This window comes from Allosphingosinicella sp., assembly GCF_036387215.1.
GTDB lineage: Bacteria > Pseudomonadota > Alphaproteobacteria > Sphingomonadales > Sphingomonadaceae > Allosphingosinicella.
The window spans coordinates 19,167-45,205 of sequence record NZ_DASVUE010000042.1; the positions used below are offsets into that span (position 1 = coordinate 19,167).

Genomic DNA, 26,039 nt, shown 5'->3' on the forward strand with positions numbered 1-26,039 from the left:
CGGATGAGAAGCCTTCGCGTCACTGCACTGGCGGCCATGCTTGTGCTCGCCGGCCCTGTCCCTCCCGACGAGGCGGTCGCACAGGTGTCGGGAGCCGTTCCCGGGGTGCCCGACCCCGGCCCAATCCCAACGTTCGAACTCGCGCCCAGCGACGGCACCAAGGTTGTGGCCCTGACAGGCCGGATCAAGAATAATGTGCTCGATGTTTCCAGTGTGGAGGTCCGGCCGGGCTTTGCTCCCGAAGACTTCGGGGGAGCCGAACGCATGACCATAGATCTGCTTGGCCCCGATGGGCGCACCGTCCAGGTCCAGAGCTTCATGGACCCCCGGAGGTACGAGGAGCTGGACGGAGGCCGTGCAGGGTCACGGGCTGAGACACCTTTCGAGGTCACGATCCCGTATCGGTCCGGAACCACCGACCTGCGCGTCAATCTGCCTTCGGGCGTCACACCGGCGGCAGACCAGAGGCTGTTCAACGGAGTGAATATGGTAAGGCATCTTGGTCCCGCCCCATCGATGCGGATCGATCTTCGAGGAGCATTCACGGAATATTGCCGGAGCGCAGCAACAGACAGAGACTGCCAGGTAGTTCTCAACAGGCGTTGAACCCATCTCTGCTTCGGGTCCGAACCGGTCAGGGCCGGCGGACGTTCGACCCCCCGGGAAGAACAACAAGGCACAACCGCTCAGAGTCGCGTCGGCGTCGCGACCGGCGATGCGCGCTCCAACCGCCTCGGTTTGGAGGACCTCGCTGCTATCCCGCCGGTACTTCAGCCAAATCCACGAATAAGGATGATCGAGGTGTCCGCTCCGGCACGCCGGTCGCCTGTGATCGCCTGATAGGCCGCCGAACTCTCCCAAGCCCTGAACGCGTCTTCATCCGGGAAAGCGATCAGCACGACCTTGTCCCTGTCCCAGGCACCCTCAACGACGATCGGCGACTCGTCGGCCGCAAGAAGTCGGCCTTGCGTACCGGCAAGGGTCGCCATGAAACGCTGCACGTAGCGCTCATAGACATCCCGCTGGTGGATGCGGAGCTGAGCGAGGATGTAGATCACCGAATGGTTTCCCTGAGTTCAAACGGGGAGCAGCCTGTCGGCCTCTGCCCACAGCCGAGCGGCGGCAGCCGATGCACCTTCGGTCGTCGCCATTGCCGCCGACTGCCCTGCCCAGGCCTGCAGCCCCGCCAGATCGTGCCGTTGGGTTGCTGCGTTTCGCATTGCCGCTGTGAGGCCCCGCTGGACGGGATAAGGTGCAGGCGGCGGGGCGCCCGGCGAGGCTGCGGCGCGTACGTAGTCCGTTTCCACGCTTCGGCCGGCGCGCCCGCTGAAGGCCCGGGTCAGGACCGCATCCTCCGGCGCTGTCCTGCCGAAAGCTTCTGCCCAGGCCGGGTCGATTGCAGCCTCGGGTGTTCGCAGGAAAGCAGTGCCTATCGCGACTGCGCTTGCGCCGAGCGTCAATGCCGCCGCGACGCCGCGCCCGTCCGCAATTCCCCCGGCCGCGATGACCGGCAGGTCCACTGCGTCGACGACGGCCGGCACGAGCGAGAACAGCCCAACGAGCCGCCGCTCGGCTTCGGCCGCATCAAAGGCGCCGCGATGGCCCCCTGCCTCGGCGCCCTGAGCGATGATCGCGTCCGCCCCTGCCGCTTCGGCCGCCCTCGCTTCGCGAACGGTCGTTGCAGTCGCCAGCCAGCGGATGCCTGCTTGCTTCAGGCGCTGCACGAAGGCGGGCGTGAACAACCCCATCACGGAAGATATCGCTGATGGGCGGGCTTCGAGCAGGGCCTCGCACTGGCTGTCGAAATCTGGCGGAACCGCGTTTCCGGCTTCGGCAGGCACCGGCGGGCCCCACTCCTCAAGAAACAAGCGCACCCGGGCCTCTGACGCCGCGTCTCTCGCCGGCGGGGGGTCGGGCACCCAGAGGTTCAGCTGGAACGCGCCGGATGCGCGCGCGCGCACCGTGCTGCACCATTCAAGGATTTTGTCGGGCTGCATCAGAAGCGCCCCGCACGCGCCCATGCCGCCCGCCTCCATGACTGCGGCGCTCAACGCGGGGGAACAGGCGCCTGCCATCGGAGCAAGCAGGATCGGAATTGTCAGCCCGTATTCCGCGGCGAAACTCAATGCCCGTTGCCTCGCGCCCGTCACTTGGAGAGCCTCCTCAAACCGCACCTCCGTACAACGCTATTCCGCGGCTCGCGCGCCCTTCCCAACCCAGCCCCACGATTCTCCCGCCACGTCCGAGCGGTACAGGATGGGGAGGACCTGCTCCGGCGCTTCGACGAGCACCTCTTCAAGCGGAACCGAAGGTCAGGTCGCCTCCCAAGTGTTTCCCGCCAATAGGAAGCGACGGCCGAGCGACCCTCGAGAACAGACGTGCCCGTAAGCTCGGCTGCGATCGGGCTCAAGAAAGTCATGTCCGCCTCCCGCAAGGCGAGCACGCCCTCAATGTCGTGCCTGTTCCATGCTTCAGTCCAGCGCCGCGCAAACTCGCGCACCTCATCCTTTTCGATCATCCTGTCACAAGGATCGCCGCCCCTCCGGCGGTCAATTCACTCTGCGGTATAGCTTGGCGCGACGAGCTACACTCAACGGTGAGTTTACCTGGTCCATCCAGCATGCTCTGCTTCATTCGTCAGGAGGAACAAGCCGATGACAGGACCCGCTGCCACAACGCGCGACCAGATCGTGGTCGCGGCCGACGAGCTCTTTTATGCCGAGGGATTGAGCGCGATCAGCATGGACCGGATCGCGGAACGCGCGGGAGTCACCAAGAAGACCCTCTATTATCACTTCCGTTCGAAAGACGACCTCATGGGCGCCTATCTCGAGGCGCGGCACTGGCCGGTGATGGAGCGGTACAGCAACTGGGCCGGCACGACCGGCAGCGTAGCGGACAGGATGGAACGCATGTTCCACAAACTCGGAGAAGCCTCGATGGACCGGCGCTGGCGCGGCTGCGGCTTTCTCAGGGCAGCGTGCGAACTGGCTGATTTCCCAGGGCACCCCGCATCCATCGCCGCACGCAGGCACAAGGAAAGCTTCGAGGCCTGGCTCCGCGGGATGCTCCTTGAGGAGGGACGCGCCGACGCCGATCTTCTGGCCCGGACGCTGATGATCCTCTTCGACGGCGCGATCGCGCAAATCCTCATTCACAGGAAGCCGGATTATGCAGAGGCTGCCGGAACGGCGGTCCGTCGCCTTTTGGGTGCTGTTTCCAGCTGCATCCAGGAGCGGAACGAGAAACGCGCCGATCTGCTGATCGCCGCCTCCGGAGGGTGAGCATCACTCCGGGTGTCGTAGTCAGAGGCCCCTGTTGCAGCGGGCGAGGGACTCTGCGTCCAAAGCACCCGTCGAGGTTTCGAACATTAGAATTCGTCCGGCGCGCGTGGCGAGGCTCCGGCAGAGGCGCAACTTGGCCGCGTTTCCATTGTCGGCAGGCCCGGAGCATGCCTGTCCGGCGCACCGCCAGATCCTGTCCTCGAGCACGATCTTGGGCTGAGGACGGTGAAGCCACTCGATAAGGGCCTTTCCGGTGATTTCGGGTGCCCTGGCCGCCACCGGATATACGGCGACACACAGGACGAACATCGACATGGCTGACCTCATCATCGTTTTCTCGAAGATTGTTGCCAAGCCAGTTCCACCCGCGGCGGAGGCAAGTGCAATTCACTCTGGGGTGTAGAATGAGCCCGTTTTGCTGTCGGCCGATGTAGACCGGCCGGTGAGTTGCCGGTGCCGAGCCGCAGCGCGAGAAGCCGAGCATGAGCGACCTGCCGACTTTCTTCTACGGCCTTTTCATGGACCCGTCATTACGGACTGCCGTCGCAAGAGGCCCGCGCCGAAGGGCCTGTCTTCGGGGTCACGCTCTGAAGGTCGAGCAACGGACGACCCTGATACCCCGATCAGGTTCCGAACGTGGGAAGGACCTGTCGAGCGCGCTCGTCGCCAGAGCCATTCGCGACGCGGGCTTCGATCCTCTTCGGGTGCTGAGGGAGGCCCGCTCGAGCGGGTGCAAGGGCCTGCTGAGAGCATGGACGGCCGAGGCCGAGGACCTTAGCGTATTCGGTGCCCCGACGTTCGCCGCGGGCGACGAGCTTTTCTGGGGTGACGACCGGCTTGAGGAGGCACTGCTCTGGGCCTTTGCTCGTCACCCGGCCCAGCGGGTGGCATGATGAGGGCGCCCTCCTCTCCCCTGCCGGCCACCACGGGCGGTCTTCCACTGACCCACCTGCTGCTGGCCTGCGCGGTTGTTGCGGTCTGGGGTACCAACTTTGTCGTCATTCATCATGGCCTCCGGCACTTCCCGCCCTTCCTCTTTGCGGCGCTGAGATTTCTCTTCGCCGCAATCCCAGCAATCTTCTTCCTGCCGCGGCCGGCTCTGCCCTGGCGGTTCACTATCCTCTATGGCCTCTTCATTGGTGTGGGCCAGTTCGGGCTGCTCTATATTGCCCTCACCCACGGGTTTGCCCCCGGACTGGCGTCGCTGGTGATCCAGGCTCAGGTCTTTTTCACGATCGCGCTCTCGATAGTTCTGGCAAGGGAGCGGATCAGACCGACCCAGGTGATAGCCCTCCTTCTCTGCCTGGTCGGTCTGGGCCTGATCGCGGCCCGGAGCGAAGGCGCTTCGGCATCCCTCGGGCTTGTTCTGGTGCTCCTGGCCGCGCTCAGCTGGGCCTGCGGCAACCAGGTCGCAAGGAGCGCCGGCAAGGTGCCGATGCTCCCGTTCGTCGTCTGGAGCAGCCTGTTCGCCTTTCCGCCGCTCGCTGCCCTCTCGCTGGTCGTGGAGGGGCCCATGCGCATCGGCAACAGCCTCGTTGCGGCCACCCCGGCCGCCTGGTCTGCGCTGCTGTGGCAATCGGTGGGCAACACCCTGTTCGGCTATGCCGCCTGGGCCTGGCTGCTCTCCCGGCACCCTGCCGCGCTCATCACCCCGACAGCCCTGCTCGTTCCGGTATTCGGAATGTCCGCCTCGGCCCTGCTTCTGCGTGAGCCGATGCAGGCTTGGAAGCTGACGGCTGCGGCACTGGTCGTTGCGGGACTCATGATCAACTCGCTCGCCCCGCGCTTCGGGCGCTCCTCAGGGCCCCAGGACCGTCATTTTGAAAGCAGGAACCAGGACGGCGGCTGAGATTAGCCCAGCTACGTCAAGGCCAGAACTTCGCTGAGCAGGAAGGAAGACGAGCATGACGCATGGAACGGCGAGGCAGGATGTGGGAGCGGCGCTCGGGCGCGCCTACCGGGAGTCGCTCTCATATCTGGAGGGGCTTGAGGGAGCGTCCGTCGCGTCGGTTCGGGACCTTGACGACGTTAGGCAGGCGCTGGGCGGGGCTCTCCCCCATAGCGGGCTCAATCCGGAAACGGTAATAGCATCACTTATCGAGGCCACCGCCGGCGGTCACCTCGGATCGGCCGGCGGGCGCTTCTTCGGCTGGGTGATCGGGGGCGCACTTCCCGCAGCGCTTGCCGCCGACTGGCTGGTCTCCACCTGGGACCAGAATGCTGCTTCCGTCGCCACGGGGCCGGCTGCTGCCGCCGTCGAGGAGGTTGCCGCAGGCTGGGTGAAGGAACTTCTCGGCCTTCCCGGCGCGGCGAGTTTCGCCTTCACGACTGGATGCCAGATGGCGCATGCAACGTGCCTCGCTGCGGCGCGAAGCGAACTGCTAGCGAGGCGGGGATGGGACGCCGACGAGCGAGGACTGGCCGGAGGCCCTGTCGTCCGGATCCTTAGCACCGATCAGGTCCACGGCTCCGTTGAGCGCGCGGCCAGGCTCCTGGGTCTCGGACGAGCCTCGATAATGACCGTGCCTGCGGACGCGGCGGGACGGATGCGGCAAGCCGATCTCGAGAAGCAACTCGCCTCCGACGCGCCCACCATCGTGCTGCTGCAGGCGGGTGACCTTAACATGGGGGCCTTCGACGATTTCGAGGCGTTGATCCCAATCGCCCGTGGGAGAGGCGCCTGGGTGCACGTGGATGGAGCCTTCGGTCTCTGGCTCGCCGCCAGTCCCAGGCACCGCCATCTCCTAGAAGGCGTCGCCCAGGCCGATTCCTGGGCAACCGACTGCCACAAGTGGTTGAACGTGCCATATGACAGCGGCGTTGCGATCATCGCTCACCCCGAGCCGCACCGGCGGTCTATGGCGACCCGTGCGAGCTATCTCACGCACGCGGAGGATGGGCGCGACGCGATGGACTGGACCGCGGAATGGTCGCGGCGTGCGCGCGCATTCCCGGTTTACGCGGCGCTGCGCCAGCTTGGCCGGCAGGGCCTGGCGGAGCTTCTCGAAAGAAACTGCAAGGCCGCCAGCGATATTGCCCGGCGGATAGGCGCGCTACCCGGTGCGGAACTCCTCTGGAAACCGGCGATCAACCAGGGGCTGGTGCGCTTCCTGAGCAGCGATCCGGACGCATCGCAGGCGATGCACGACAGACGCACGGAGGCGGTCATCGAGAAGATCAACGCTTCAGGGGAGGCCTTCTTCACCGGCACCAGCTGGAGAGGAATGCGAGCAATGCGGATATCCGTCTGCAACTGGCGCACATCCGAGGCGGACGTCGACCGGGCTGTCGCGGCGGCCGAGCAGGCTGTTTGCGAGCTTGGCGGCGAGCCCCCGAGAGCAGCCTGAAGCCCAGCGGCTTTTGCCACATCGCTATTGCCCCACCCGCGTCAGCACCTCCTTCACCGCCGAGATGACGACCTCGGGTTTTTCAACAGGGAAGTTGTGGCCGCTGTCGGGGACAGTGCGTTGCAGCCCGACGGCGGAAAGCCGCGCCGTCTCCCGGTGCACCGCCAGCCCCTGCTCCTGGCCAAGCACGTCCAGCGGATCCTCCGGGTCGAACTGCCCGTGCGTGAGGACGATCACCGGCTTTCGACCCATCATCCCCGACCGAAACAGACGTGAGTAGACCGCGTCGCTCCCGGCACCGCCGTAGATGCTGTCGATGATCTCGCTCGCCTGCGCCTTCTGATATGCAGCCGTCACCTGAATCCGCTGACGTTCGGCCGCGATCACCGGCCCGAGTTGAGCCCGCGGTGCGTCTGAGCAGCGGCGATAGGTGGTCGAATTCGGGTCCAGAGGGGCGCCCACCACCGCATCGCGGCACCGGGCGTAGCGCGCCGTGAGATCCGTCCTGAAGGATCGGTCGAGCAGCTCCGCTTTCGCTGCGAGCGACCTTCCAAACTTCTTCTCCAGCATCGGCCCGGTGCGCTCCCAATCGCGCTCCTCCGCCGGGTCGACCAGCACCAGCCCCGCCACCTCATCCGGGTAGAGAGCGGCATAGAGCTTCGCGTTGAAGCCGCCAAGCGAATGGCCGACGACAACCAGCGGCCGCTTGAGCCCGGCGGCCACCACCATCGCGTGCATGTCCTCGACGATGGCAATTGGCGAACGCGCGCCAGGCCCGGGATCGCTGTAGCCGAGGCCCGCGCGATCATAAGCGCAGGCGCGGGCGTGCCGCGCCACCTCCGGCTGAACCAGAGCCCAGATCACCGACCAGTCGCTGCCCCCCGCCTCGAACAGCACCGTCCGCTGGCCGGAGCCCATGCAGACGAGATTAAGCGCCCTCCCCGGCGCGACCTCCACCCGCTGCTGAGGATGGACGTAGGCTTCGAGGCTCTTGATGTCCGGACCCTCGGCGGAGGCGCCCGCGCTCAAAAAGAGTGCGGCCCCAGCCAGAAATCGAATTCGCATCTAGAGCTCCACTGCTTCGGTGGCGTTGGCTCGATCGCCTGTGTTCGGAGTGCCATTCGGGTCGATCAGCAGCAGCTTCACCAATCCCTTGCGGGTGGCGGGACGGTGCTCAACCCCCTTCGGCACGACAAGCAGGTCCCCGGGCAGGAGCGTCAGGACGTGATCGCGAAACGCCATCTCAAACTCCCCTCCGAGAATGAGGAAGAGCTCATCTGTCTCCTCATGCTTGTGCCAGACCCACTCCCCTTTCGTTTTCACCAGCCGCACTTCGTTGTCGTTGTAGCGCGCGATGATCTTGGGGGCCCCGACGTCGTCGAACGCGGCAAGGCTGTCGGCAAGGCTGATTTTCCTCGGCATGTTCGTCACGTCTGTTCTCCTCGACATAGCATGCCGAGCGAGCACTGAAGCACCAGCGCCTAATTGGCCAGACAACGGGAAGAATTCGCCACCCAGCGGTGGCAGGATCGCCATGGTTCCGGGCGGGTTTGCCACTGTTTCCCCTGAACGACTTCTTTTAGATCGACTGCATGAGGCTGGGATTCGCGGGTTTGGGTCTGATGGGTGGGCCAATGGCGGGGAACCTGCTGTCGACGTGGCCGGCGCTTGCCGTCTACAACCGCTCCGCCCCGGCAAGGGAGCGCATGCGCAAGGCCGGCGCCCAGGTTCATTCCGAGCCTGCGACCTTCTTCGGGGCGTGCGATGCAATCATCCTCATGCTCGCGAATGACGCGGCGGCTGACGAGGTGCTTGGCCGCGGAACCTCGGACTTCGGCCAACGCGTCGACGGAAAACTCATCGTCAACATGGGCACCCACTCCCTCGCCTGGTCCGAGGCGCTGGAGCGCGACGTCAGACGGGTCGGTGGTCTTTTCGTCGAGGCACCGGTCTCGGGTTCCCGCGGGCCCGCAGAGGCGGGAGCCCTGGTCGCCATGGTCGCGGGCGAACCACTGGCGGTGAAAGCCGCGCTGCCGCTGATCGCCCCGATGTGCCGCCAGGTCATTCCGACGGGGGCAGTGCCAACGGCTATGGCGTGCAAGCTTGCGGTGAACCTGTACCTCATCGCCTCTGTAGCCGCGCTCGCCGAAGCAGCTGCACTTTCTCGGAAGCTTGGACTGGCCGCACATGTCTTTGAGCGGGTGATCGACCAGGGGCCGCTCGGCAGCGAGGTCTCGCGCGCCAAGCTCGGCAAGATGATGAGCGGCGACTTTGCGCCCGAGGCTGCGATCCGGGACGTCTGCAAGAATGCAGCCCTCGTCGCAGCGGCAGCAGCGTCTGCCGCGATTGAGGCGCCAATGCTGGACGAGGCACGAAAGCGTTTTGATTCCACCCTCGGCGCCGGAAACGCGAAGCTGGATATGGCGGCCGTGTGCACCGCGTACGGAATGGAGGGCCTAGGACTTGAATGAACCACACCGGGCCCTGGTGGCGACCGACGCACCCGGACGGAGCACGACGAACTACCCGCCCGAATTCGCGGCGCGGGTAGCAGGTCGCTACAAGCGGCCGCTTGGTGACTTGTTCGGGATCGAAAGCTTCGGCGTGAACCTGACCACGCTTGAGCCCGGAGCCCAGTCAGCTCTCAAGCACCGGCACATCGTGCAGGACGAATTCGTCTTCATCCTGTCGGGTGAGCTGGTCCTGGCTCATGACGAGGGTGAGACGGTGCTCAGTGCCGGCATGTGCGCCGGGTTCCGGCACGGCGCCCTCGCCCACCACCTCATCAACCGGTCTGACGCCCCCGCAATCTACCTTGAGATCGGGGATAGACAGCCGGGCGACGGCGCCGAATATCCCGATGATGACCTTGTCGCCTCCCGTAGCGAAAGCGGTTGGCACTTCACCCACAAGGACGGGGCACCTTATTGATTCCGCCGCGGCTCGATGAGGACTGTCTGGATCGCGGTGCCGAACGGACCCTGCAGGTCGGACAGGCTGCTGAGACAGCTGGTCCGGCCACCCTGTGCACGCAGCCAGCGCGATTCGAGCAGGGTCCAGCTACCATTAGGCGGCCGTGCCAGGCTCACTGTCAGGTCGAGCGATGGGAATTCCCATGCCTCGAAGCTGAGCTCATGAGCGACCCCGCTCCCGAAATCGGCAGCCGCGATGCACCGCGCGACCGGCGAGGTATCGGCGCCAGCGACAAGGGAGGAGCCGAGCCGAAACCAGACGCTCGCCGGACCCAGCCGGCCAAACCCGCCACTGACCGGCACAATCGTGAACTCGGCGGAAAAGCCCCCGGGCATGGATTGATGGCGGGCAACGTCGGGCGGCGGGCGCATGGGCAGGCTCGAATTGGGATCCACGCTCCGCACCCTAAGGCCACTCGCTGTCGCCAGCAGGACACCTCCCGCCAGAAGGTCGGCGGTGACGAGTTGCACCCTGCTGCCCTGTCGGCCTTCATCGATCTTGATGCGCAGAGGCGTCGAGATCGGGACCGGCCGCACCAGGTCGATCGTGAAGCGGGCGAGGTCCATCGGCACCTTGAGGGGAAGATCCTCCAGGGCTGCTGCGAGGAGGGCTGCGGGAGCGCCCCCGTGGCAGTGCGTCGCACTCCAAGGTCCTGCGGCGGCAGCGGTCGCCTCATAGAGGCCGCTGTTGAGGTGACGAAAAATCGAGCTATCGAGAACCATAGGCCGCCATTCGCCATAACACTGCTTCGGCAGGGCCCCTCCCGTCCAGTGGCGGTCTTGCCATGCAAGGAGGTATCCCCGCCATGCTGCCGGTAACCGTGCTTGCGCTGGAGGGAGCGCTCGCTTCCAGCGTCACCCTCACCATCGACGTGCTTGCAATGGCCAACCGGGCCTGTCTCAATGCAAGCCGTCCGGCAGCCTTTGCCGTCCAGCTACGAGGTTCGGGGGCGCATCTTTTCCGGCCCTTCCTTGCTTTTCCGGAAGCGGATCACGGCGCGCCCGAACTGATGATCGTTCCGGCCCAGGGCCTGTCCAAGGCCGAGAAGTATCATGAGCGGCTTTCCGAGCCCGACGCTCTGGACGGCCGGGCACTGATCGAAGCCGCCGGCGCTGGCGGAGCGCATGTCGCCGGTTCGTGCACGGGCACGCTGCTCGTTGCCGCCAGCGGCCTCCTGGATGGCCATCGAGCAACCACCGCGTGGTGGCTTGCTCCGGTCTTCAAGGAGATGTTCCCGAAGGTGCGCCTCGATACTGCAGAACTTGTGCTGACGGACGGGCGCTGCACGACAGCCGGCGCCGCAATGGCCCAGATGGACCTGATGGTGGGTATGGTGGCCCGCTATGCGGGCGCGCAGATCGCGGACCTGTGCGCCCGCAAGATGGTGCTCGACGAACGCCACTCCCAAACCCCCTACATGGCTATCGGACTGCTGGCCGCCTCCAGCGAGAGCGTCGCCAAGGCCGCTTCCTGGGCGAGGCATCGGCTGGGCGAGGACATAAGCGTGAAGGATCTGGCACGTGCAGTCGGGCAGTCTCCGCGAACCTTCGCCAGGCGGGTGACGGCCGCAACCGGCCTGTCGCCCATCCAGTTCCTTCAGCAGCTCCGGGTCGAACGCGCAGTCGAGCTTCTGGAGTCGACGACGCTCCCCTTCGAAGAGATCGCCTTTCGAGTCGGCTATGCGGATTCGTCGAGCCTCCGGGTCCTCATCCGCCGACGCTCCGGCCTCGGGCCGAAGGACCTGCGGGTCAGAGCCCGCGTCGCGGATGCCGCCTTGGCTCCGCGATCCTTCGGCGTGGTTCCACAAATGGAGACGAGGTCATGAACGCACTCGACCTGAGGGTTTTCGCCAACGACTGGATCGATGCCTTCAATGCGCACGATGTCGAGCGCATCATGTCTCATTATTCGGACGAGGTGGAACTCATCTCGCCACTTTACCTGCAGTTCACGCAGGGTCAAACCGACGAGCTTCGTGGCATCGCCGCGCTGCGGCGCTACTTTGAGACGGCGCTAAGCCGCTATCCGGAGCTGCGATTCACCCTCCTGGAGGTGGCAGAAGGCTCCCGCGGCCTCTGTATCCGCTATCATACGAACCTCGGCGATCGAGTTGCGATGGAATGCATCGAGCTCGACGGTGCCGGCAGGGCGACACGAATCCTCTGCCATTATGTCGCCTGAGGAGGCAGGGAGAGTCGCGTTGGAAGGCTATGAGTATTTCACGGTGGATGTCTTCACGAAGCGTCGCTTCGGAGGCAATCCCCTTGCTGTCTTCCCGGCGGCGGAAGGCATCGACGATGCCACGATGCAGGCGCTCGCCGCCGAGCTCAATTACAGCGAGACGAGTTTCGTCCTGCCTCCTGCCGATAAGCGCAACACGGCTCAGGTGCGGATCTTCAACCGCAGTGCGGAAATGCCATTCGCAGGCCATCCCAACGTCGGCACCGGCTACGTCCTTGCGCGCCATGGACTCGCACCGGGTTCAACGCTGTGCTTCGAGGAGCAGGCCGGTCTGGTCGAAGTGCGCGTTGCAGAAGAGGCTGGAGTGGTCATTGGCGCGGAGATCGACGCGCCGCAGCCACTGAGCCTGCTTGGGGAGCTGCCGGCGGAAGGGGTCGCGGCATGCCTCTCGCTTGAACCGGCACAGGTCCTGACAACCGGCCACCCCCCGCTCCGCGCGAGCACCGGGGTCGATTTCGTGTTTGTCGCCCTTGAGTCCGAGGCATTAACGAATGCTACGCCGGATCTGCTTGCGTTCCGCCGTCTCGCCCTAAGCTGGCCGGCATTCGAGGGGCGGCTCTCGATCTTCGCATACGCGCGAAACGGGAACGACGTACGAGCACGCATGTTTGCGCCGCTTGCGGGAACCTGGGAGGATCCGGCGACTGGCAGTGCAAACGCCACCCTCGCGGCGCTCCGGCTCCATCTCTCCGGGGCAAGTTCGGTGGCATATTCCTCGACGCAGGGGGTGGAGATGGGGCGGAAGAGCCACCTCTCGCTTCGCGCGTGGCGCTCGGAGGATGGGGTGCGCGCCAGCGTCGGTGGACGATGCGTCGATGTGTTCCGAGGTTCAGTCATCATCTGACCGGATCGTAGATCCCGTGTGCTACTCCCGACTGTTCCAATCAGCTGCCCTGCCGCCGGCGGCGCGCGAAAGCCCGATCGCTTTCAAGAAAGCTCGCGAGCATCGCCGGCACGATTTCGTGAGTCGGCTCGGGCTGCCCGTAGGCCTCATGGTAGAGCGTCGCATAGTCGGTCAGCGCGCGGTTCAACTCCGGCGAGATGCTGATCGTGATCCTCACCGGCGTCCGGTCCGGCAGCTTCGGCAGTTTGAGCTCGGGAATCGTCAGCCTTTCCAAGGTGGCAGGACAAGGTCCTTGTGGATGACCGCTCGAAGCGGCCAGCCGGGGCGGACAGTGAGAGTCGGCTGCACGTCGAGATTGCGGGCGGTGATCCGATCGCCGGCTCGGGCGGCATTCTGCTGCGTCGCCTCGCGAACCGCCCGGAGGAGGTCGCTCTCGCCATTTCCCAGGCTGAGTTCGGTTCCAACACCGAGAAGCGTAGACAGAGCGATGCCCTTGAGCAGGCTCCAGGTGTGGAAGTCCACCCGGTCCTCGACCCCGGCATAGCCCGAAAGGTCGGTCGCGGGCCCGTTGTCGAGGTCGATTGAAGATCCGTCCGGGAAGACGATCCGCTGCCAGACAAGCAGGGCGCGGCGCTGTCCGAAGGCGACCTGTTTGTCATAGCTTCCGATAAGCCGCGAGCCCTGTGGGACCAGCACGGTCCGGCCGGTGGCGCTGTCGCGGACATTCTCGCTCACCTGCGCGACGACCATCCCGGGAAGGTCCGAGTTGAGCCCGGTGATGAGGCTCGCCGGGATGACCGTCCCCGCGCTCAGGGTCCGGGGTGAGCGAGCAGGGCGCAGCCCGGCCCGAACCGGGCTGCCGCGCTGCGCCGCCGCGAGCTCCGCCGCCGGCTTTGCGTCCGGGACCGCCCCGGTGAGTTTCGTGCTCGCTGCTCTGCCGTCCGCTGTGCGCGCCGCCGACTGCGGCGCCGGATTCGGGTCGGGCGGGGTTGGTGTACGCGAGCTGGACGATCACTGGGAGGAGCGCGCGGCCACCCTTTCGGCCAGCAGCCGCTGGCGCTCCGTTTCCGCCGCCGTTCGCACCCGCTCCGCGCCAGCATCCGACGAGCCCCTGCCTGAATTCTCGCGGCCCGCCTCAAGTTCGCGCTGATGCTCGAGGATCGGCCGCCCGAGGTCTCCGGGCAGCGGCGGACCGAGCCGGGGAACGTCCCCATATGTCGCTGGAGCGTTGGCAAGCGCATCGGGCGCTGCTTTCCCCAGAGGCTCTCCCCTTTCATCGCCGGCTGCGAGCCGGAAGCTCGGCGGCTCGAGAGCAAGCCAGGTGACCGCCACGAGGCAGGCCGAGACCAGCCCGGCAATCCCGATGACGAGACCGCGCCGGAACCGGACCACCGGCCGCGGGGTCCCTCTGAGGACGAGCGTCTCCGGATCGATCTTCGAAGGCGCCGCGGGCGTTTCGGGCGTGGGAGCCGTGTCGTCGTTCACGACGCCCTCCCCCGCCGGCGCGTGCCGGCCGGCGAACCGCCGTCGCGGACGATGCGGACCTTCTGCTGCTTCTTCTCGCCAAGGCGCAGCTCCGCCGAACCGAAAAGTCGGTCAACGACATAATAGGCCCCGCGCATGCGGTAGTTCACCAGCTCGATCTTTCCGCTGTCGCCGAGAACGAACAGGGGCGGCGCTTCCCCTCGCCCGATCGTCTCGGGAAACTGGATGAAGACCTGCCGGCCGTCGTCGAAGGCGCGGAGCGGCCGCCAGGGCGGCCGGTCGCCGCTGATCGAATGGCCGAAGTTGAGCCGCTCCATCGCCACTTCCTCGACGAAGGGCATGGCAGCCTCGGCGGCCGCGTCAGACCGCCGAAGTGCGAGCAGCGCATCTTCCGGGTAGGTCCAGGAGATGCCTGCCATGGAATCGCGCGCATTGCTCTCGAGCTGGAGATGGTAGACGCGCCGGTCGGTGCTCACGACGAGGTTGGTCCTGAGCCCGGGTGCGGACGGCTTCACCAGGATGTGCGCCCGGCGCGTGGCGCCCGAACCGCTGGTGGTGTCGCCGATCACCCAGCGCACGGTATCACCCGCAGCGACGGAGATCAGAGCCTCGCCGGGCTGAAGGGCGATGTCGCTGACCCGCTCCGGCGCCGCGTAGAGGCGGTAGAGCGCCCCTTCAGTCCAAGGATAGACCTGCACCGCGTTGACGTAGTCGCGGCGGCTGGGCTCGCGTACGGCGGCGCGGTTCGCCGCCTCCACCCGCGAGGCTGCCGACGTTTTCCCCGTCCTGTCCCCCGCCTCGGCCGCGGAGGCGCCAAGGAGGAGCAGACAGGTGGCTGCAGTGCATAGGGGCCGGTTCATCGGGAGGACCTTTCAACGGGAGGAAGAGCATCTGCCGCGGGCCCGCCGAGGTCCGGGTCAAGCGGAGACCCGAGCGGCAGCGAACGCGAAGGCGGGGCGGAAGGCAGCTCCGGCGGTCCCCGAGGCGCCGCGGGCGCCGGAACCTCGATCTCACGTGCCCAGTCGACCGCATCGACATAGACGCCGAGCGGGTTCCGGCGCAGCGTCTCTGCGCTTGTCGGAGGGCGCATGACGATGGAGAGGATTGCCGTCCAGCGGGAGGTGCCGGAAAGGCTGCCTCGCTCATATTCGCTCTCGGTCCATTTGACCTGGAAGGAGCGCTCCGAAGCGCGGACGACGCTCGTCACCTGCACCGAGACGGTCCGGCGGCCGACCTCCGCGAAAGGCATGGCCGCACGAGCATGGTCGCCGAGGAACAATGCTCCGCGCGCGGTCGCGAAGTCATAGGCGGAGAGCCAGTTCTGCCGCATAAGCACCGGGTCCAGCGAGACCGAGCGGACGTTCGCGATGAAGCGGCCGAGATGCCACGCAATCTGCGGGTAGGTCGGCCGGTACGCCTCGTCTGCAGGAGCCACCGCCCTCGCCTCTCAGGCGGTCCACCTCGACCACATAGGGCACGACCCGGCCCTGCATCGACTGCCAGAGCAGACCGCCGGAGAGGCCGGTGGAAAGGAGGAGGCCGCCGAAGGCCATCAGCCGCCAGTTGCGCGCCTGGACGCGCGCGGAGCCGATCCGCTCGTCCCAGACCTGCCCCGCACGCTGGTAGGGCGTCTCCGGCTCGGGCGTCCGCCCGTAGCGCTGAACCGCACGCCTGAACTTCATGTCAGTCCTCTCTTTCCTTGATGTCGGGGGTGGCGCCGGCGCCGCCGCGGTCGCCCTCGCGGACAGTCTGGAGCGCCATGTGCCGGCGATGGCGGCTCGTCTGCTCGGCGCGCAGCTGCCGCGCCCATTGCGGCGCTGCATCCGCCGCACCCGCCCGCGCACCACTCCCACTGCCGCCGCTCCTCGTGGCGCCGGCAAGGAAAGCGGCGCGCTGACCGCTTTCGGCCGCCGCCGCGATGCCGCCGACGCTCCTGAGCTTGTCGCGCGCTGCGGCGGCGCCCGCCGATGCCATGCCGCCGAGGCCGGCGGAGACGCTCGATGAACCCGATGTCTCCTGGCCCAGCCGGTAGGCGGTCGAAGCGGCGCTTCCCATCGAGGTGCCGGCTCGGATCGCGCCCAGGCCCGCGCCCCCGAGGGCGCGCGCGCCGCCGATCGCGGCGCCGCCGCCCAGTGCGACGGTCCCGGCGGCGGCTGCAGCCGTGCCGACCGCCGCTCCCGCGCCGAGCTGCGGCGCCCCGGCAACAAGGCCGGAGGCGATCCCGGGACCGAAGATGCCGAGCCCGAACAAGGCAAGGCTCGCAAGCACGAGGCTCATCGCCTGCCCGATCTCGGGTTCCTGCCCGTTGAGGGCGCCGACGAAGTCCTCAAAGAAGCCGGAGCCGATGCCGACGATGACGGCAAGAACCATGACCTTGATGCCGGACGAGATGACGTTGCCGAGCACGCGCTCGGCCAGAAAGCTGGTGCGGCCCCAGAGCGCGAAGGGCACCAGCACGAAGCCGGCGAGCGCCGTCAGCTTGAACTCGAGGATCGTGATGAAGAGCTGGATCGCCAGCACGAAGAAGGCGACGATCACGAACAGCCAGCGATCAGCAGGATGATGATCGTCAGGAAATTGTCGAAGAAGCTGGTGAAGCCCATCATCTCGCTGGCCTGATCGAGCAGAGGCCAGGCCGCTTCGAAACCGGTGCCGGCGAGGTGCCCCGGACGCAGGAGATCGTCGGCGCTCATCGTGCCGCCGCCCGCGGTAATGCCGAGGCCCGCAAAGGAGCGGAAGATGATGTCGGCCAGCGTTGAGAAATTGCCGAGGATCAGCGCGAACGCGCCGACATAGAGGATCTTCCTGAGGAAGCGGCCGATGACGTCGTCCTCGCCGCCCATCGCCCAGAACAGGCCGGCAAGCGTGATGTCGATGCCGACGAGAACCGTCGTCAGGAAGGCGACGTCCCCGCCCAGCAGGCCGAAGCCGCTGTCGATATACTGGATGAACGCCGCCATGAAGCGGTCGATCACGTTGAGGTCGCCCATCGAAGATCGTCCAGATCGGTATGGAAGAGATGCCGCGGGGCCCCCTCAGGGGGGACATGGAAGCCCCGCGGCGGGCGCCGGCGCGGTTCGCCGCCGCCCATCCGGTGTCGCGCCTATCGGGGGGAGTAGGCGCGGCCGGATCCGAGGAAGCGGCGAGCTGCCGCGCGAGCGTCGTGCTCGGCCTGCGCGCGGCGGGCCCGCTCAAAGCCCTGGCTCCTGAACTCCGAGGCCATCAAAGTCTGGAGCTGGAACTGCTGCTTGAGGCCAAGCGCGAGTAGCTGGTTGGTCGCCTGGGCGGCCTGGAGACTGCCGACCGCGCTTTGGCTCCGCTCCGCGAGCTCGGCCAGCACGGCCGCATCCTCCCGGACATTCTCCACGACCTGCGCCTGAACGGCCATGCTGTGCCGGAAGCCCTCCAGAGCTCCGTCGAGCCGGGCCCGCGCCGCAGCGATGCGCCGGTCCGACCTCAGCGCCTCGCCCGCCGCGCCCGGGAACATCGCCCGGAACCGCCGGTCAAGCTGATCCGCCCTGAAGTCGATCGCCTGCGCCTCGCTCATCAGACCGTCGATCCGCTGGAGAGCGCCCTTCACCCGCTCCAGCTGGGGAAAGTCGATCCGCTCGAGGTTCCTGCCCATGTTCCGGAGCATCGCCGCTTCGTTCTGGAGCGACTGGATCTGGTTGTTGACCTGCTCGAGCGCGCGCGCCGCCTGAAGGAGGTTCTGCGCATAATTGGTCGGATCGAACACCGGCAGGGATGCGGAAGCGGGGGCCGCCGGCAACACGACCGAGCCGGCGGTGACACAGCTTGCCGCCATGGTGAGCGCGAGCGCATGTGAAGTTCGTTTCATGTCGGGTCTCCTTCAGGGGTGGTGGGTTCCGGGAAGTCGTCGAGCGCCGCAGCGGCCCAGGCGAGATCCCGAGCTCCGAGGAAGCGGCGCGCGAAATCTGCCGGGCCGTGCTCGGCGAGGATCGCGTCGATAAGCCGCTGCGCGGCGGGATCCGAAGCACCGCAGAAGGCGAGCCCGATCCGGCCGAGACCGAGATCGAAAAGCCGGTTGCCGCGCCGGGACTGGAGGTAATAGTCGCGCTTGGGCGTGGCGCGCGCGACCAGCTCGACCTGTCGCTCGTTGAGGCCGAAGCTCTCATAGGCGGCGCGCGCCTGCGGCTCGATCGCCCGGTCATTGGGAAGGAAGATGCGCTGCGGACAGCTCTCGATGACTGCCGGCGCGATGCTGCTCTCCGAGATGTCCGCCAGGGACTGCGTGGCGAACACGACCGCCACATTCTTCTTGCGGAGGACCTTCAACCATTCGCGGATGCGCGCGGCGAACAGGTGATTGTCGAGGAACAGCCAGGCCTCGTCGAGGACGAGGAGGGTCGGCGACCCGTCGAACCGCTCCTCCAGGCGGTGGAAGAGATAGGTGAGCACCGGCAGGACGGCGCTCCCCTGCCCCATCAGGGTCTCGGTCTCGAAGCATTGCATGTCGTCGATCGCCAGCCGGTCCTCCGCGGCGTCCAGCAGCGCTCCGAAGGGTCCTTCCAGGGTGTAGGGAAGGAGCGCCGCCCGGAGCGCGTTGGACTGGAGGAGCAGCGACAGGCCCGTGAGCGTCCGCTCTTCAGCGGGCGCGCTGGCAAGGCTGAGGAGTGCGGTCCACACCGCGTCCTTGACCTCGGGCGTGACCCGCACCTTCTCATGCTCGAGGAGAGCGGCGATCCATTCGGCCGCCCAACTCCTCTGCCCCGTCTCATCGACCCGCCGGAGCGGCTGGAAGGCGAGCGCGCCCTCCCCTGCCCCGCCCCCGCCGAGAGCGTGGTGAGTGCCGCCGCAGGCGAGCACGGCCGCGCGCGCGGACCAGCCCTTGTCGAACATGTAGATGCGCGCGCTCGGATAGCGGCGGAACTGCATTGCCAGCAGCGCCAGCAGCACCGACTTTCCGGCGCCCGTGGGCCCGAGGACGAGCATGTGCCCGACATCGCCGACATGCGTCGACAGCCGGAATGGTGTCGATCCGCTCGTCCGGGCGAACAGCAAGGGCGGCCCGTCCAGATGCTCGTTCCGCACCGGACCAGCCCATACCGAGGACAAGGGCATCAGGTGCGCCAGGTTCAATGTGTGGACGAGCGGCTGCCGCACATTCGCGTAGACGTGCCCGGGAAGGCTCGATAGCCATGCTTCGACCGCATTCAGACGCTCGCGCCTTGCCGTGAAGCCGAGCCCGTTCACCACCCGCTCGACCGCGCGGACCTTCTCGTCGGCGGAGGCTGCCGTTGCGCCCGTCACGGTGATCGTCGCCGTCAGGTAGCCGAAGGCGACATAGTCCTGCCCGAGCGCCTGCAGGGCGAGGTCGGCGTCGACGACCTTGTTGTCGGCGTCGCTGTCGGTGAGCTGGACCGGCTGGTTGTAGATGACCTCGCGCAGCAGCGCGGTCACCGACTTCCTCTTGTTGAACCACTGGCGCCTCAGTTTCGTGAGGGCGTGCGCGGCATCGGTCCTGTCGAGCGCGATGAAGCGCGTCACCCAGCGATAGGCGAAATCCTGATGATTGAGCGCGTCGAGGATCCCGGGCCGGCTCATGCCCGGAAAGCCGAGCAGGGTCACGGTGCGAAGGTGCCGGTCACCCACCATCGGCTCGAGGCCGCCGGTGAGCGGCGTGTCGGCGAGGATCGCGTCGAGATAGACCGGCGTCTCCGGGACGGCGACGGTATGGCGCTTTTCCGACACCGCGTTGTGGAGGAAGGTCAGCGTCTCTGCGTGGCCGAGCGCCCGCACCTCGGGCATGAAGCCCGAGAAAAGGTCGAGCGCGCGGTCGGTCTCCGCCACGAACGAAGCGAGCGCCTCGCGCCAGTCCCGTCCCTTCGCGTGGCCACCGCGCTCAACCAGTGCGCGCTCCGGGCCCGCCTGGCTGTCCGCCGGCGGCAGCCACAGCAGGGTCAGATGATAGCGGCTCTCGAAATGATCCCGTTGGCCTTCGAACCCCGCCTGCCGCTCCTTGTCCACGAGCCAGGAGGCGGCGTCCGGGAAGCGGCTTTCCGCATAACCCAGCGCCTCCACCCGCTCGGCTTCGAAGAACAGGGCCCAGCCCGAGCCGAACCGGCGAAGGACATTGTTGACCCGCGCCGCCGTCGAGACCAGCTCGGCCTCGGTCGCGCTCTCGAGGTCGGGGCCGCAGAACCGGAAGGTGCGCTGGAAGCTCCCGTCCTTGTTCAGGACCACCCCCGGAGCGACCAGCGCCGCCCAGGGAAGATGATCGGTGAGCCGGTCGGCACGACTCCGATACTCGCCAAGCTTCAGCATGAGAGATGCCCCCGCTGACGCAGGTGACGGACCAGCACCGGCGCGAAATCGGGATCGCGCCTTGCCGCGAATACCGCGAGGCTATGGCCCAGCGCCCAGACGGCGAGGCCCGCGATCCACTGCTGGAGGCCAAGCCCCAGGGCAGCGGCGAGGGTGCCGTTCAGGATCGCAACGCCGCGCGGTGCCCCGCCGAGGAGAATGGGCTCGACGAGGGCGCGGTGGAGCGGCGCCTCGTAACCCTCTAAATGCGCGTTGCCGCCCGTCATGCGATCAGCGCTCCGCCGCCGAAGCTGAAGAAGGGGAGGAAGAAGGACGAAGCGGCGAAGGCGATGGAGAGGCCGAAGATGATCTGGATGAGCTTGCGAAAGCCCCCAGCCGTCTCGCCGAAGGCGAGCGTAAGGCCGGTGGTGATGATGATGATCACCGCTACGATCTTCGCGACCGGCCCCTGGACCGACTCCAGCACCTTCTGAAGCGGCTCCTCCCATGGCATCCCGGAGCCCGCTGCCTGTGCCTGCGCCGCCACGAGGAGGCCCAGACCGGCGGCGAACAGCGGCCGCGCCCGGCGCGGAATGCAGACGGGTGTGAAGCGCATCAGAGTGTCTCCTTGGAGTGGTGGTCGGGATCGTCCGGGGCGAGGACGGCCGTCGAATAGTCTCCGGCATCGTCCAGCCCGGCGACGCTGAGGATCGTGTCGAGCCGGCGGGCGGAGCCACGGCCGGAGATGAAGAGCACGAGGTCGATCGCCTCGGCGACCAGCCGGCGCGGCACCGTGACGACCGCCTCCTGGATGAGCTGCTCGAGCCGGTAGAGCGCGCTGAGCGCGCTGTTCGCGTGGACCGTGGCGATCCCGCCCGGATGCCCGGTATTCCAGGCCTTCAGCATGTCGAGTGCCTCGCCGCCGCGGACTTCGCCCACGATGATCCGGTCCGGCCTGAGGCGTAGCGTCGAGCGCACGAGGTCCGCCATTGTGACCACGCCCGGGCGGGTTCTAAGCGCCACCGTGTCGGGCGCGGCCGACTGGAGCTCGCGGGTGTCCTCGATGAGGATGACGCGCTCGCCCAGGGCCGCCACTTCGGCGAGCAGCGCGTTGGCGAGGGTTGTCTTGCCCGAGCTGGTGCCGCCCGCGATCAGTATGTTGCGGCGGCCGGAGGCGGCGAGGCTGAGCAGGCGCGCCGCCTCGGCGCTCATGACGCCGTCGCGGACATAGTCGAGCAGGGTATAGATCCGCGCGGCGGGCTTGCGGATCGAGAAGCAGGGCCCGGGCGCAACCGGCGGCAGGACACCCTCGAAGCGCTCGCCCGCCAGCCCGTCGCCGCGGGCCGGGAGCTCCGCGCTGACGATCGGTGAGCCGGCATGCACCTCATGGCGGGCCTGGCTGGCGACGAGGCGTATGATTGGCTCCACCTGCGCCGGCTCAAGCATCCGGCCGGTTTCCGTCCTCCCCTCCCCCAGACGGTCGAGCCGGATCAGGCCGTCGGGATTGACCATCACCTCGACCACCAGCGGATCCGCAAGCGCATCGGCGATGGCCGGGCCCATGGCGGTGCGCAGCATCGCACGGCGGCGCTCGGCGGCTTCATCGACGCTCATGCGATCGACATCCGTGCTCGGACCGCAGTCCGGTGAAGGCGCGCAGGCAAGCTGCGGGGATCATTGCCGGAGCAGCGGACGATCCGCCGGAGGCGCTCGGCGTGGAGTGCGAATGAGCGCCTGAACTTCGCGTGGCCGCCGAGGCGACGGCCGGTATGTGTCAAACTCATTCGCTCTTGCTCCCCCACGCAGCATTCCGCCGGGAGACAGAGGGATGGGTCATGGCCGCGAGTCGGCTCTACGACCTCTCCGACGCACGAACGTCCGTTTCACGGCACGCGCTTCCCGCCCTCGGCAGAAGCCGGAAAAACCTTGCCGAAATGGCGTCGACCGGCTGCGCGTTGACCTCCCGTGAGGGCTCAGCGGGTTTGAGATGCCGGCCGGGATAAGCGGCCGCCGAACTTGATCGTATCCCCGGGAGCGCCGTTCCCGTCGGAGTGGTCGTGCCCTCGGGCGCTGCTTCGGATTGCCGGCAGATGGCGAGCGGGTTTGCCCATCTTGCCAGCGGCACCGGAAGTAAGCAGTCTTGCGTAAAAGGCGGGGATGACATGCTGGCAAGACTGGAAGAAACCTATCTGAACGTTCTGCGTGTCGCCATTGTGGTGGTTGCCGGATTGGCCCTTCTCGCAGCCGCTTCCGCGCTCGCCGCCGGCATCTTCAACGGAAGCAAAAGCCTGCTTTCGTCGACCTTGGATGCAGAAGCGGGTCGCCTTGCCGAGTTCGTGGCTGAGAAGAAGCTGGCGGCCGAAGTGGCTGGCGACGTGCCGGCGGGTACGGGGCCTGAGCAGACCAGGGCCACGATGGCGGTGAGCCCCTCAATCGAACAGGCAGCCGCGAGCTTCGCTCAATACCTTAATCGGCGGGATCGGCGCACCATAACCAGGGACGAGCTGGTGCAGCAGTTGAACGAGCTCTGGCTCACGGTTCCCGATGGGCATCAGCACTCTTATGACAAGGCGGTCCTTGACCTCGCGGGTGAGTTGGCAGGGTCGACGGGTCGACCTCTCTCCCGGGATCGGGTCCTGGAACTCCTTCAGTGGCATCATCAATCATTCGTCGGCCGGCTGGGGCAGCTCGAACAGGAGCGGGCCGCTGCCTCCGCAAGCGCATGGATGTGGATAGAGCGGGCGGCCCAGGCTTTCCTCCTCTTCATCGCCATTGCCTTTTATTTCCTGTTCGTGCGCGTCGAGCGCCACCTGAGGCTGGTTCGAACGCAACCTGCGGAACCCGCAGCTGCTTCGCTGAACGATCCCGGCGCGGCTGGCTGAATGTCGCCTCGCGTCGCACTTTCCGCGCTCCTTCTCGCCTGCGCCGCGTGCGACCAGGCTCCCCAGGCGGTGGACACAACCCTCCCCTCGGAAGAGCCGGCGAAGTCGAAAGCACCTCCTAAGCCAGTGGGTAACCCGAAGCCGGCTTCGCAAGACCAGGCAGATACGTTCCCCTGCATGGGCGCCACGTGCCAGATCTTGGTTCCGCACGGCTGGGCGGGCATCCGTGCGGGCATGAGCGTGACTGCTGCGATGCGCGCGTCGGGCTTCTCGCTCCGGCGCCCCGGCCATTATGACGAGGCCTTCGCGGACGAGCCCGACCAACTGAAGGCCTGCAATATCTACGAACTCGACGGAGCTCCCGACAATCTGTCCGTGTTCGTGGAAAATGGGATCATAACTTCGATCGGTGTGGGAACCGGAGAAGGTGACGGCGAAGGGCGGGCTCCCCGCTTCGTCACCGACCGGGGAGTCGGCCTCGGTGATCCGGAAGCGGCGGTCAGGCGCGCTTATCCCAAACTGCACGAGGAGCCGGACATATACTCGGAACCGCCCGACAAGAAGCTCTTCTACAAGGCGCCCGGCGGCAACGGCATCAAGTTCAGCATCAACGACGGACGCGTCAGCGCAATAGGTGTAGGCGGTGCGAGCATCCAGTACGTGGAAGGCTGCCTGTGACCGGTGGGCGAGTCCCTGCGCTGCCGTTTGTTTCTGCCAGGGCCCGCCTTGAAGCAATCATCGCCTTCTCGATCATGCTCGCCGCCTGCGATGGCGGAAAAGACGCGGCGCCGGTGGACACGACCATCGCGGAACCTGCTCCTGCGCAACTCTCAGGCGAACTCAGCTACCCGAGCGATTATCTTCCTCAAGACCTGCGGGTCTGCGCCGAGCTCCTTTCCTCCGGCGCCTTGAGCTGCAACGCCAGGTTCCATGACAGCAAAGGGAAGCGGACCTATCGCCTCGAGGTGCCGGCCGGCCGTTACCATGTTTATGCGACCACCTCGGAAATGCCGGGATACAAGGCTTATTATACCGAAGCCGTTCTCTGCGGCCTCAGCGTGGAATGCACATCCCATCTGCCGGTGCCTCTGGAGCTCAGGCCCGGGCAGGTCAGGAACGGGATCGACCCGGGGGATTGGTACAATCTCGATTGACACCTGCCGGTCGGCCTTGCGACCGGCCGAACCAGGCCAATGCATTTAGCGGGCCGTGCCCGAGCGCCTCAGAAGCTAGGCACCAGGTCATCGCCGCGACCCGATCCTTCATTGACGGCATGAGCGGCGAGCACCGGCGCCAGCGGGCGGAGCGGTCCGGCGAAGCCGGCACCGTGGAGGTCGTCGTCGACCGGCTCGAGCAGCTCGAGCTGCTCGGGCGCCGGTGGCCTCGGGCGGCGCCGGGAAGGCAGAGCCGGCTGGCGCGCCTGCTGAAGGCCGCCTTCGCTGCCGGCTTCGCCTCCGCCGGCGGGCGCCGCCGGTCCGGAGCAGACGAACCCGACCCAGTCGTGAGGGCGCGGCGGCGGCGCGTCCACCGTGTCGGGCGCAATGGCGGGCGCGGGCAGCAGGCGCGGCGCGAAGTTCCGTTCCTCATAGTAACGAAGCTTGTTCGCGCGAATGGGCGGAAGCCCGGAGACGAGGACAAGCTCGTCGGCCGGCGGAAGCTGCATCACCTCGCCCGGGGTCAGGAGCGGGCGCGCCGTCTCCTGGCGGCTGACCATGACATGGGCGAGCCAGGGCGCCAGCCGGTGCCCGGCATAGTTGCGCATCGCGCGTTGCTCGGTCGCCGTGCCCAGCGCATCCGAGATGCGCTTCGCCGTCCGCTCATCGTTGGTCGCGAAGGCGATGCGGACGTGGCAGTTGTCAAGAATGGCGTTGTTCTCGCCATAGGCCTTGACGATCTGGTTCAATGACTGGGCGATCAGGAAGGCGCGGACGCCGTAGCCGGCCATGAAGGCAAGCGCGGTCTCGAAAAAGTCGAGCCGGCCGAGGGCGGGGAACTCGTCCAGCATCATGAGGAGCTGGCGCCTAGCCGTCCGTTCGTCCTGCAGCCGCTCGGTGAGGCGGCGGCCGATCTGGTTGAGGATGAGCCGGACGAGCGGCTTTGTCCGGGAGATGTCCGACGGCGGTACCACCAGGTACAACGACACCGGCCGCTCCGCTTCCAGAAGGTCGGCAATACGCCAGTCGCAGGCGGACGTGACCCGCGCCACGGTGGGATCCCGGTAGAGCCCCAGAAAGGACATGGCGTTCGAGAGCACGCCCGATCGCTCGTTCTCGGACTTGTTGAGGAGCTCCCGCGCGGCCGAGGCGACGACGGGATGGACCCGCGGAGCCTTGGGCGGTCCGAGATGGCTTGTGGTCATCATTACGCGGAGGGTGGCGACGAAGCTCCGCTCCGGGTCCGACAGGAAGGCGGCCACCCGCGCGAGGGTCTTCTCCTCCTCGGCGTAGAGGATGTGGAGAATGGCGCCGACGAGCAAAGAGTGGCTCGTCTTCTCCCAATGGTTGCGCCGCTCGAGCCCGCCTTCGGGGTCGACGAGGATGTCCGCTATATTCTGGACGTCGCGCACCTCATGCTCGCCGAGCGACCAAGGCCGGTAGAGCGGAATGCCGCGCAGCTCGAACCACGGACGGCCGAGCTCCGGCTGATAGGCCAGCATCGCCGCCGCCCATTGCGTGGCCCCCCAGACACCCAGCGCGATGATCGCGAACACGATCAGGAT

30 protein-coding genes and 2 pseudogenes are annotated in these 26,039 nt (G+C 66.9%); 13 read left to right on the forward strand and 19 right to left on the reverse strand.

Going from position 1 to position 26,039, the window contains the following annotated elements; all coding sequences use genetic code 11:
- The first annotated feature begins 3 nt into the window (after positions 1-3).
- Entirely contained in the window at positions 4-606 is a 603-nt protein-coding gene (locus VF662_RS01960) for a hypothetical protein (protein ID WP_464137064.1), read from the forward strand.
- A gap of 164 nt (positions 607-770) precedes the next feature.
- Here VF662_RS01960 and VF662_RS01965 read toward each other — a convergent pair whose 3' ends face one another.
- The 3 genes from VF662_RS01965 to VF662_RS01975 are packed head-to-tail and all read right to left on the reverse strand — an operon-like array spanning position 771 to position 2,518.
- The gene (locus VF662_RS01965; protein ID WP_464137067.1) at positions 771-1,058 is read right to left on the reverse strand and encodes a DUF1330 domain-containing protein; all 288 of its coding nucleotides are present in this window, start codon (positions 1,056-1,058) and stop codon (positions 771-773) included.
- Between the two features lie 18 nt (positions 1,059-1,076).
- The gene (locus VF662_RS01970) at positions 1,077-2,126 is read right to left on the reverse strand and encodes an NAD(P)H-dependent flavin oxidoreductase (protein WP_464137069.1); all 1,050 of its coding nucleotides are present in this window, start codon (positions 2,124-2,126) and stop codon (positions 1,077-1,079) included.
- Positions 2,127-2,146: 20 nt separating this feature from the next.
- Positions 2,147-2,518 (reverse strand): YybH family protein, encoded by a 372-nt coding sequence (locus VF662_RS01975; RefSeq protein WP_464137071.1) that lies wholly within the window; start codon positions 2,516-2,518, stop codon positions 2,147-2,149.
- A gap of 136 nt (positions 2,519-2,654) precedes the next feature.
- Here VF662_RS01975 and VF662_RS01980 point away from each other — a divergent pair, with 136 nt between their 5' ends.
- Positions 2,655-3,284 carry a TetR/AcrR family transcriptional regulator gene (locus tag VF662_RS01980; RefSeq protein WP_464137074.1) on the forward strand — a complete coding sequence of 210 codons (630 nt, stop codon included), beginning with the start codon at positions 2,655-2,657 and terminating at the stop codon, positions 3,282-3,284.
- Positions 3,285-3,305: 21 nt separating this feature from the next.
- Here the strand turns inward: VF662_RS01980 and VF662_RS01985 are convergent, their stop codons facing one another.
- On the reverse strand, positions 3,306-3,614 hold the full coding sequence (locus tag VF662_RS01985) for a CC_3452 family protein (RefSeq protein WP_464137126.1): 309 nt from the start codon (positions 3,612-3,614) through the stop codon (positions 3,306-3,308).
- 152 nt (positions 3,615-3,766) lie between these two features.
- On the opposite strand from VF662_RS01985, the gene VF662_RS01990 reads away from it, so the two are divergent.
- Genes VF662_RS01990 through VF662_RS02000 form a run of 3 tightly spaced genes read left to right on the forward strand, consistent with a single transcriptional unit; the run spans position 3,767 to position 6,631 of the window.
- Positions 3,767-4,177 (forward strand): DsbA family protein, encoded by a 411-nt coding sequence (locus VF662_RS01990; protein WP_464137077.1) that lies wholly within the window; start codon positions 3,767-3,769, stop codon positions 4,175-4,177.
- Positions 4,174-5,133, forward strand: coding sequence for an EamA family transporter (locus tag VF662_RS01995; RefSeq protein WP_464137079.1), 960 nt, complete (start codon positions 4,174-4,176; stop codon positions 5,131-5,133). The genes VF662_RS01990 and VF662_RS01995 overlap by 4 nt, the downstream gene beginning before the upstream one ends.
- Before the next feature lie 55 nt (positions 5,134-5,188).
- Positions 5,189-6,631, forward strand: coding sequence for a pyridoxal phosphate-dependent decarboxylase family protein (locus VF662_RS02000; RefSeq protein WP_464137083.1), 1,443 nt, complete (start codon positions 5,189-5,191; stop codon positions 6,629-6,631).
- A gap of 24 nt (positions 6,632-6,655) precedes the next feature.
- Here VF662_RS02000 and VF662_RS02005 read toward each other — a convergent pair whose 3' ends face one another.
- Together VF662_RS02005 and VF662_RS02010 are read right to left on the reverse strand one after the other, a co-directional pair.
- Positions 6,656-7,696: an alpha/beta fold hydrolase gene (locus VF662_RS02005; RefSeq protein WP_464137085.1), complete on the reverse strand. Its 1,041-nt coding sequence runs from the start codon at positions 7,694-7,696 to the stop codon at positions 6,656-6,658.
- Positions 7,697-8,167 carry a cupin domain-containing protein gene (locus VF662_RS02010; protein ID WP_464137087.1) on the reverse strand — a complete coding sequence of 157 codons (471 nt, stop codon included), beginning with the start codon at positions 8,165-8,167 and terminating at the stop codon, positions 7,697-7,699.
- A 56-nt stretch (positions 8,168-8,223) separates the two neighbouring features.
- On the opposite strand from VF662_RS02010, the gene VF662_RS02015 reads away from it, so the two are divergent.
- The gene (locus VF662_RS02015; RefSeq protein ID WP_464137089.1) at positions 8,224-9,102 is read left to right on the forward strand and encodes an NAD(P)-dependent oxidoreductase; all 879 of its coding nucleotides are present in this window, start codon (positions 8,224-8,226) and stop codon (positions 9,100-9,102) included.
- On the forward strand, positions 9,095-9,562 hold the full coding sequence (locus tag VF662_RS02020; RefSeq protein ID WP_464137092.1) for a cupin domain-containing protein: 468 nt from the start codon (positions 9,095-9,097) through the stop codon (positions 9,560-9,562). Before VF662_RS02015 ends, VF662_RS02020 begins: the two co-directional genes overlap by 8 nt.
- Here the strand turns inward: VF662_RS02020 and VF662_RS02025 are convergent.
- On the reverse strand, positions 9,556-10,326 hold the full coding sequence (locus tag VF662_RS02025) for a thioesterase family protein (protein WP_464137094.1): 771 nt from the start codon (positions 10,324-10,326) through the stop codon (positions 9,556-9,558). The genes VF662_RS02020 and VF662_RS02025 overlap by 7 nt on opposite strands.
- A gap of 83 nt (positions 10,327-10,409) precedes the next feature.
- Here VF662_RS02025 and VF662_RS02030 point away from each other — a divergent pair, with 83 nt between their 5' ends.
- From VF662_RS02030 to VF662_RS02040, 3 genes are read left to right on the forward strand one after another with little or no spacing between them, the layout of a single operon-like run.
- On the forward strand, positions 10,410-11,429 hold the full coding sequence (locus VF662_RS02030) for a GlxA family transcriptional regulator (protein ID WP_464137095.1): 1,020 nt from the start codon (positions 10,410-10,412) through the stop codon (positions 11,427-11,429).
- Positions 11,426-11,785: a nuclear transport factor 2 family protein gene (locus VF662_RS02035; RefSeq protein WP_464137097.1), complete on the forward strand. Its 360-nt coding sequence runs from the start codon at positions 11,426-11,428 to the stop codon at positions 11,783-11,785. The genes VF662_RS02030 and VF662_RS02035 overlap by 4 nt, the downstream gene beginning before the upstream one ends.
- 19 nt (positions 11,786-11,804) lie before the next feature.
- The gene (locus VF662_RS02040; RefSeq protein WP_464137099.1) at positions 11,805-12,689 is read left to right on the forward strand and encodes a PhzF family phenazine biosynthesis protein; all 885 of its coding nucleotides are present in this window, start codon (positions 11,805-11,807) and stop codon (positions 12,687-12,689) included.
- A 40-nt stretch (positions 12,690-12,729) separates the two neighbouring features.
- Here the strand turns inward: VF662_RS02040 and VF662_RS02045 are convergent, their stop codons facing one another.
- From VF662_RS02045 to trbB, 11 genes and pseudogenes are all read right to left on the reverse strand, one after another.
- Positions 12,730-12,963 (reverse strand): DUF2274 domain-containing protein, encoded by a 234-nt coding sequence (locus VF662_RS02045; RefSeq protein ID WP_464137101.1) that lies wholly within the window; start codon positions 12,961-12,963, stop codon positions 12,730-12,732.
- A complete protein-coding gene (locus VF662_RS02050) occupies positions 12,951-13,529 on the reverse strand; it encodes a TraB/TrbI/VirB10 family type IV secretion system protein (protein WP_464137129.1) in 579 nt (192 codons plus the stop codon). Before VF662_RS02050 ends, VF662_RS02045 begins: the two co-directional genes overlap by 13 nt.
- A gap of 171 nt (positions 13,530-13,700) precedes the next feature.
- Positions 13,701-14,174 (reverse strand): hypothetical protein, encoded by a 474-nt coding sequence (locus tag VF662_RS02055; RefSeq protein ID WP_464137102.1) that lies wholly within the window; start codon positions 14,172-14,174, stop codon positions 13,701-13,703.
- A complete protein-coding gene (gene trbG / locus VF662_RS02060; protein WP_464137104.1) occupies positions 14,171-15,034 on the reverse strand; it encodes a P-type conjugative transfer protein TrbG in 864 nt (287 codons plus the stop codon). Before trbG ends, VF662_RS02055 begins: the two co-directional genes overlap by 4 nt.
- A pseudogene (gene trbF / locus VF662_RS02065) lies at positions 15,031-15,856 on the reverse strand (conjugal transfer protein TrbF). The gene trbG and the pseudogene trbF overlap by 4 nt, the downstream one beginning before the upstream one ends.
- Before the next feature lies 1 nt (position 15,857).
- Positions 15,858-17,164, reverse strand: a pseudogene (gene trbL / locus VF662_RS02070) (P-type conjugative transfer protein TrbL).
- A gap of 113 nt (positions 17,165-17,277) precedes the next feature.
- The gene (gene trbJ, locus VF662_RS02075; RefSeq protein ID WP_464137106.1) at positions 17,278-18,012 is read right to left on the reverse strand and encodes a P-type conjugative transfer protein TrbJ; all 735 of its coding nucleotides are present in this window, start codon (positions 18,010-18,012) and stop codon (positions 17,278-17,280) included.
- On the reverse strand, positions 18,009-20,459 hold the full coding sequence (trbE, locus tag VF662_RS02080; protein ID WP_464137109.1) for a conjugal transfer protein TrbE: 2,451 nt from the start codon (positions 20,457-20,459) through the stop codon (positions 18,009-18,011). Before trbE ends, trbJ begins: the two co-directional genes overlap by 4 nt.
- Positions 20,453-20,725 carry a VirB3 family type IV secretion system protein gene (locus VF662_RS02085; protein ID WP_464137111.1) on the reverse strand — a complete coding sequence of 91 codons (273 nt, stop codon included), beginning with the start codon at positions 20,723-20,725 and terminating at the stop codon, positions 20,453-20,455. Before VF662_RS02085 ends, trbE begins: the two co-directional genes overlap by 7 nt.
- Entirely contained in the window at positions 20,722-21,054 is a 333-nt protein-coding gene (locus tag VF662_RS02090; RefSeq protein ID WP_464137114.1) for a TrbC/VirB2 family type IV secretion system protein, read from the reverse strand. The genes VF662_RS02085 and VF662_RS02090 overlap by 4 nt, the downstream gene beginning before the upstream one ends.
- Positions 21,054-22,052: a P-type conjugative transfer ATPase TrbB gene (gene trbB, locus VF662_RS02095; protein ID WP_464137116.1), complete on the reverse strand. Its 999-nt coding sequence runs from the start codon at positions 22,050-22,052 to the stop codon at positions 21,054-21,056. The genes VF662_RS02090 and trbB overlap by 1 nt, the downstream gene beginning before the upstream one ends.
- Positions 22,053-22,600: 548 nt before the next feature.
- On the opposite strand from trbB, the gene VF662_RS02100 reads away from it, so the two are divergent.
- The 3 genes from VF662_RS02100 (at position 22,601) to VF662_RS02110 (ending at position 24,474) form a co-directional block, all read left to right on the forward strand.
- On the forward strand, positions 22,601-23,320 hold the full coding sequence (locus VF662_RS02100) for a hypothetical protein (protein WP_464137117.1): 720 nt from the start codon (positions 22,601-22,603) through the stop codon (positions 23,318-23,320).
- Between the two features lie 234 nt (positions 23,321-23,554).
- A complete protein-coding gene (locus tag VF662_RS02105) occupies positions 23,555-23,998 on the forward strand; it encodes a hypothetical protein (RefSeq protein WP_464137119.1) in 444 nt (147 codons plus the stop codon).
- Positions 23,999-24,111: 113 nt separating this feature from the next.
- Positions 24,112-24,474 carry a hypothetical protein gene (locus VF662_RS02110; RefSeq protein ID WP_464137121.1) on the forward strand — a complete coding sequence of 121 codons (363 nt, stop codon included), beginning with the start codon at positions 24,112-24,114 and terminating at the stop codon, positions 24,472-24,474.
- Between the two features lie 68 nt (positions 24,475-24,542).
- Here VF662_RS02110 and traG read toward each other — a convergent pair.
- On the reverse strand, positions 24,543-26,039 hold a 1,497-nt coding region (gene traG, locus VF662_RS02115; protein WP_464137123.1), incomplete at its 5' end, for an IncP-type conjugal transfer protein TraG.

Bases quoted from the DNA above. Each gene is read 5' to 3' on its own strand.
- VF662_RS02090 (WP_464137114.1), bottom strand. From the start codon at position 21,054: ATGCGCTTCACACCCGTCTGCATTCCGCGCCGGGCGCGGCCGCTGTTC.
- VF662_RS01975 (WP_464137071.1), bottom strand. From the start codon at position 2,518: ATGATCGAAAAGGATGAGGTGCGCGAGTTTGCGCGGCGCTGGACTGAA.
- VF662_RS01960 (WP_464137064.1), top strand. From the start codon at position 4: ATGAGAAGCCTTCGCGTCACTGCACTGGCGGCCATGCTTGTGCTCGCC.
- trbE (WP_464137109.1), bottom strand. From the start codon at position 20,459: ATGCTGAAGCTTGGCGAGTATCGGAGTCGTGCCGACCGGCTCACCGAT.
- trbB (WP_464137116.1), bottom strand. From the start codon at position 22,052: ATGAGCGTCGATGAAGCCGCCGAGCGCCGCCGTGCGATGCTGCGCACC.
- VF662_RS02010 (WP_464137087.1), bottom strand. From the start codon at position 8,167: ATGGCGATCCTGCCACCGCTGGGTGGCGAATTCTTCCCGTTGTCTGGC.
- VF662_RS02000 (WP_464137083.1), top strand. From the start codon at position 5,189: ATGACGCATGGAACGGCGAGGCAGGATGTGGGAGCGGCGCTCGGGCGC.
- VF662_RS02100 (WP_464137117.1), top strand. From the start codon at position 22,601: ATGCTGGCAAGACTGGAAGAAACCTATCTGAACGTTCTGCGTGTCGCC.
- trbG (WP_464137104.1), bottom strand. From the start codon at position 15,034: ATGAACCGGCCCCTATGCACTGCAGCCACCTGTCTGCTCCTCCTTGGC.
- VF662_RS02025 (WP_464137094.1), bottom strand. From the start codon at position 10,326: ATGGTTCTCGATAGCTCGATTTTTCGTCACCTCAACAGCGGCCTCTAT.
- VF662_RS02015 (WP_464137089.1), top strand. From the start codon at position 8,224: ATGAGGCTGGGATTCGCGGGTTTGGGTCTGATGGGTGGGCCAATGGCG.
- VF662_RS01980 (WP_464137074.1), top strand. From the start codon at position 2,655: ATGACAGGACCCGCTGCCACAACGCGCGACCAGATCGTGGTCGCGGCC.
- VF662_RS01985 (WP_464137126.1), bottom strand. From the start codon at position 3,614: ATGATGAGGTCAGCCATGTCGATGTTCGTCCTGTGTGTCGCCGTATAT.
- VF662_RS01990 (WP_464137077.1), top strand. From the start codon at position 3,767: ATGAGCGACCTGCCGACTTTCTTCTACGGCCTTTTCATGGACCCGTCA.
- trbJ (WP_464137106.1), bottom strand. From the start codon at position 18,012: ATGAAACGAACTTCACATGCGCTCGCGCTCACCATGGCGGCAAGCTGT.
- VF662_RS02035 (WP_464137097.1), top strand. From the start codon at position 11,426: ATGAACGCACTCGACCTGAGGGTTTTCGCCAACGACTGGATCGATGCC.
- VF662_RS02030 (WP_464137095.1), top strand. From the start codon at position 10,410: ATGCTGCCGGTAACCGTGCTTGCGCTGGAGGGAGCGCTCGCTTCCAGC.
- VF662_RS02005 (WP_464137085.1), bottom strand. From the start codon at position 7,696: ATGCGAATTCGATTTCTGGCTGGGGCCGCACTCTTTTTGAGCGCGGGC.
- VF662_RS02105 (WP_464137119.1), top strand. From the start codon at position 23,555: ATGAGCGTGACTGCTGCGATGCGCGCGTCGGGCTTCTCGCTCCGGCGC.
- VF662_RS01995 (WP_464137079.1), top strand. From the start codon at position 4,174: ATGATGAGGGCGCCCTCCTCTCCCCTGCCGGCCACCACGGGCGGTCTT.
- VF662_RS02085 (WP_464137111.1), bottom strand. From the start codon at position 20,725: ATGACGGGCGGCAACGCGCATTTAGAGGGTTACGAGGCGCCGCTCCAC.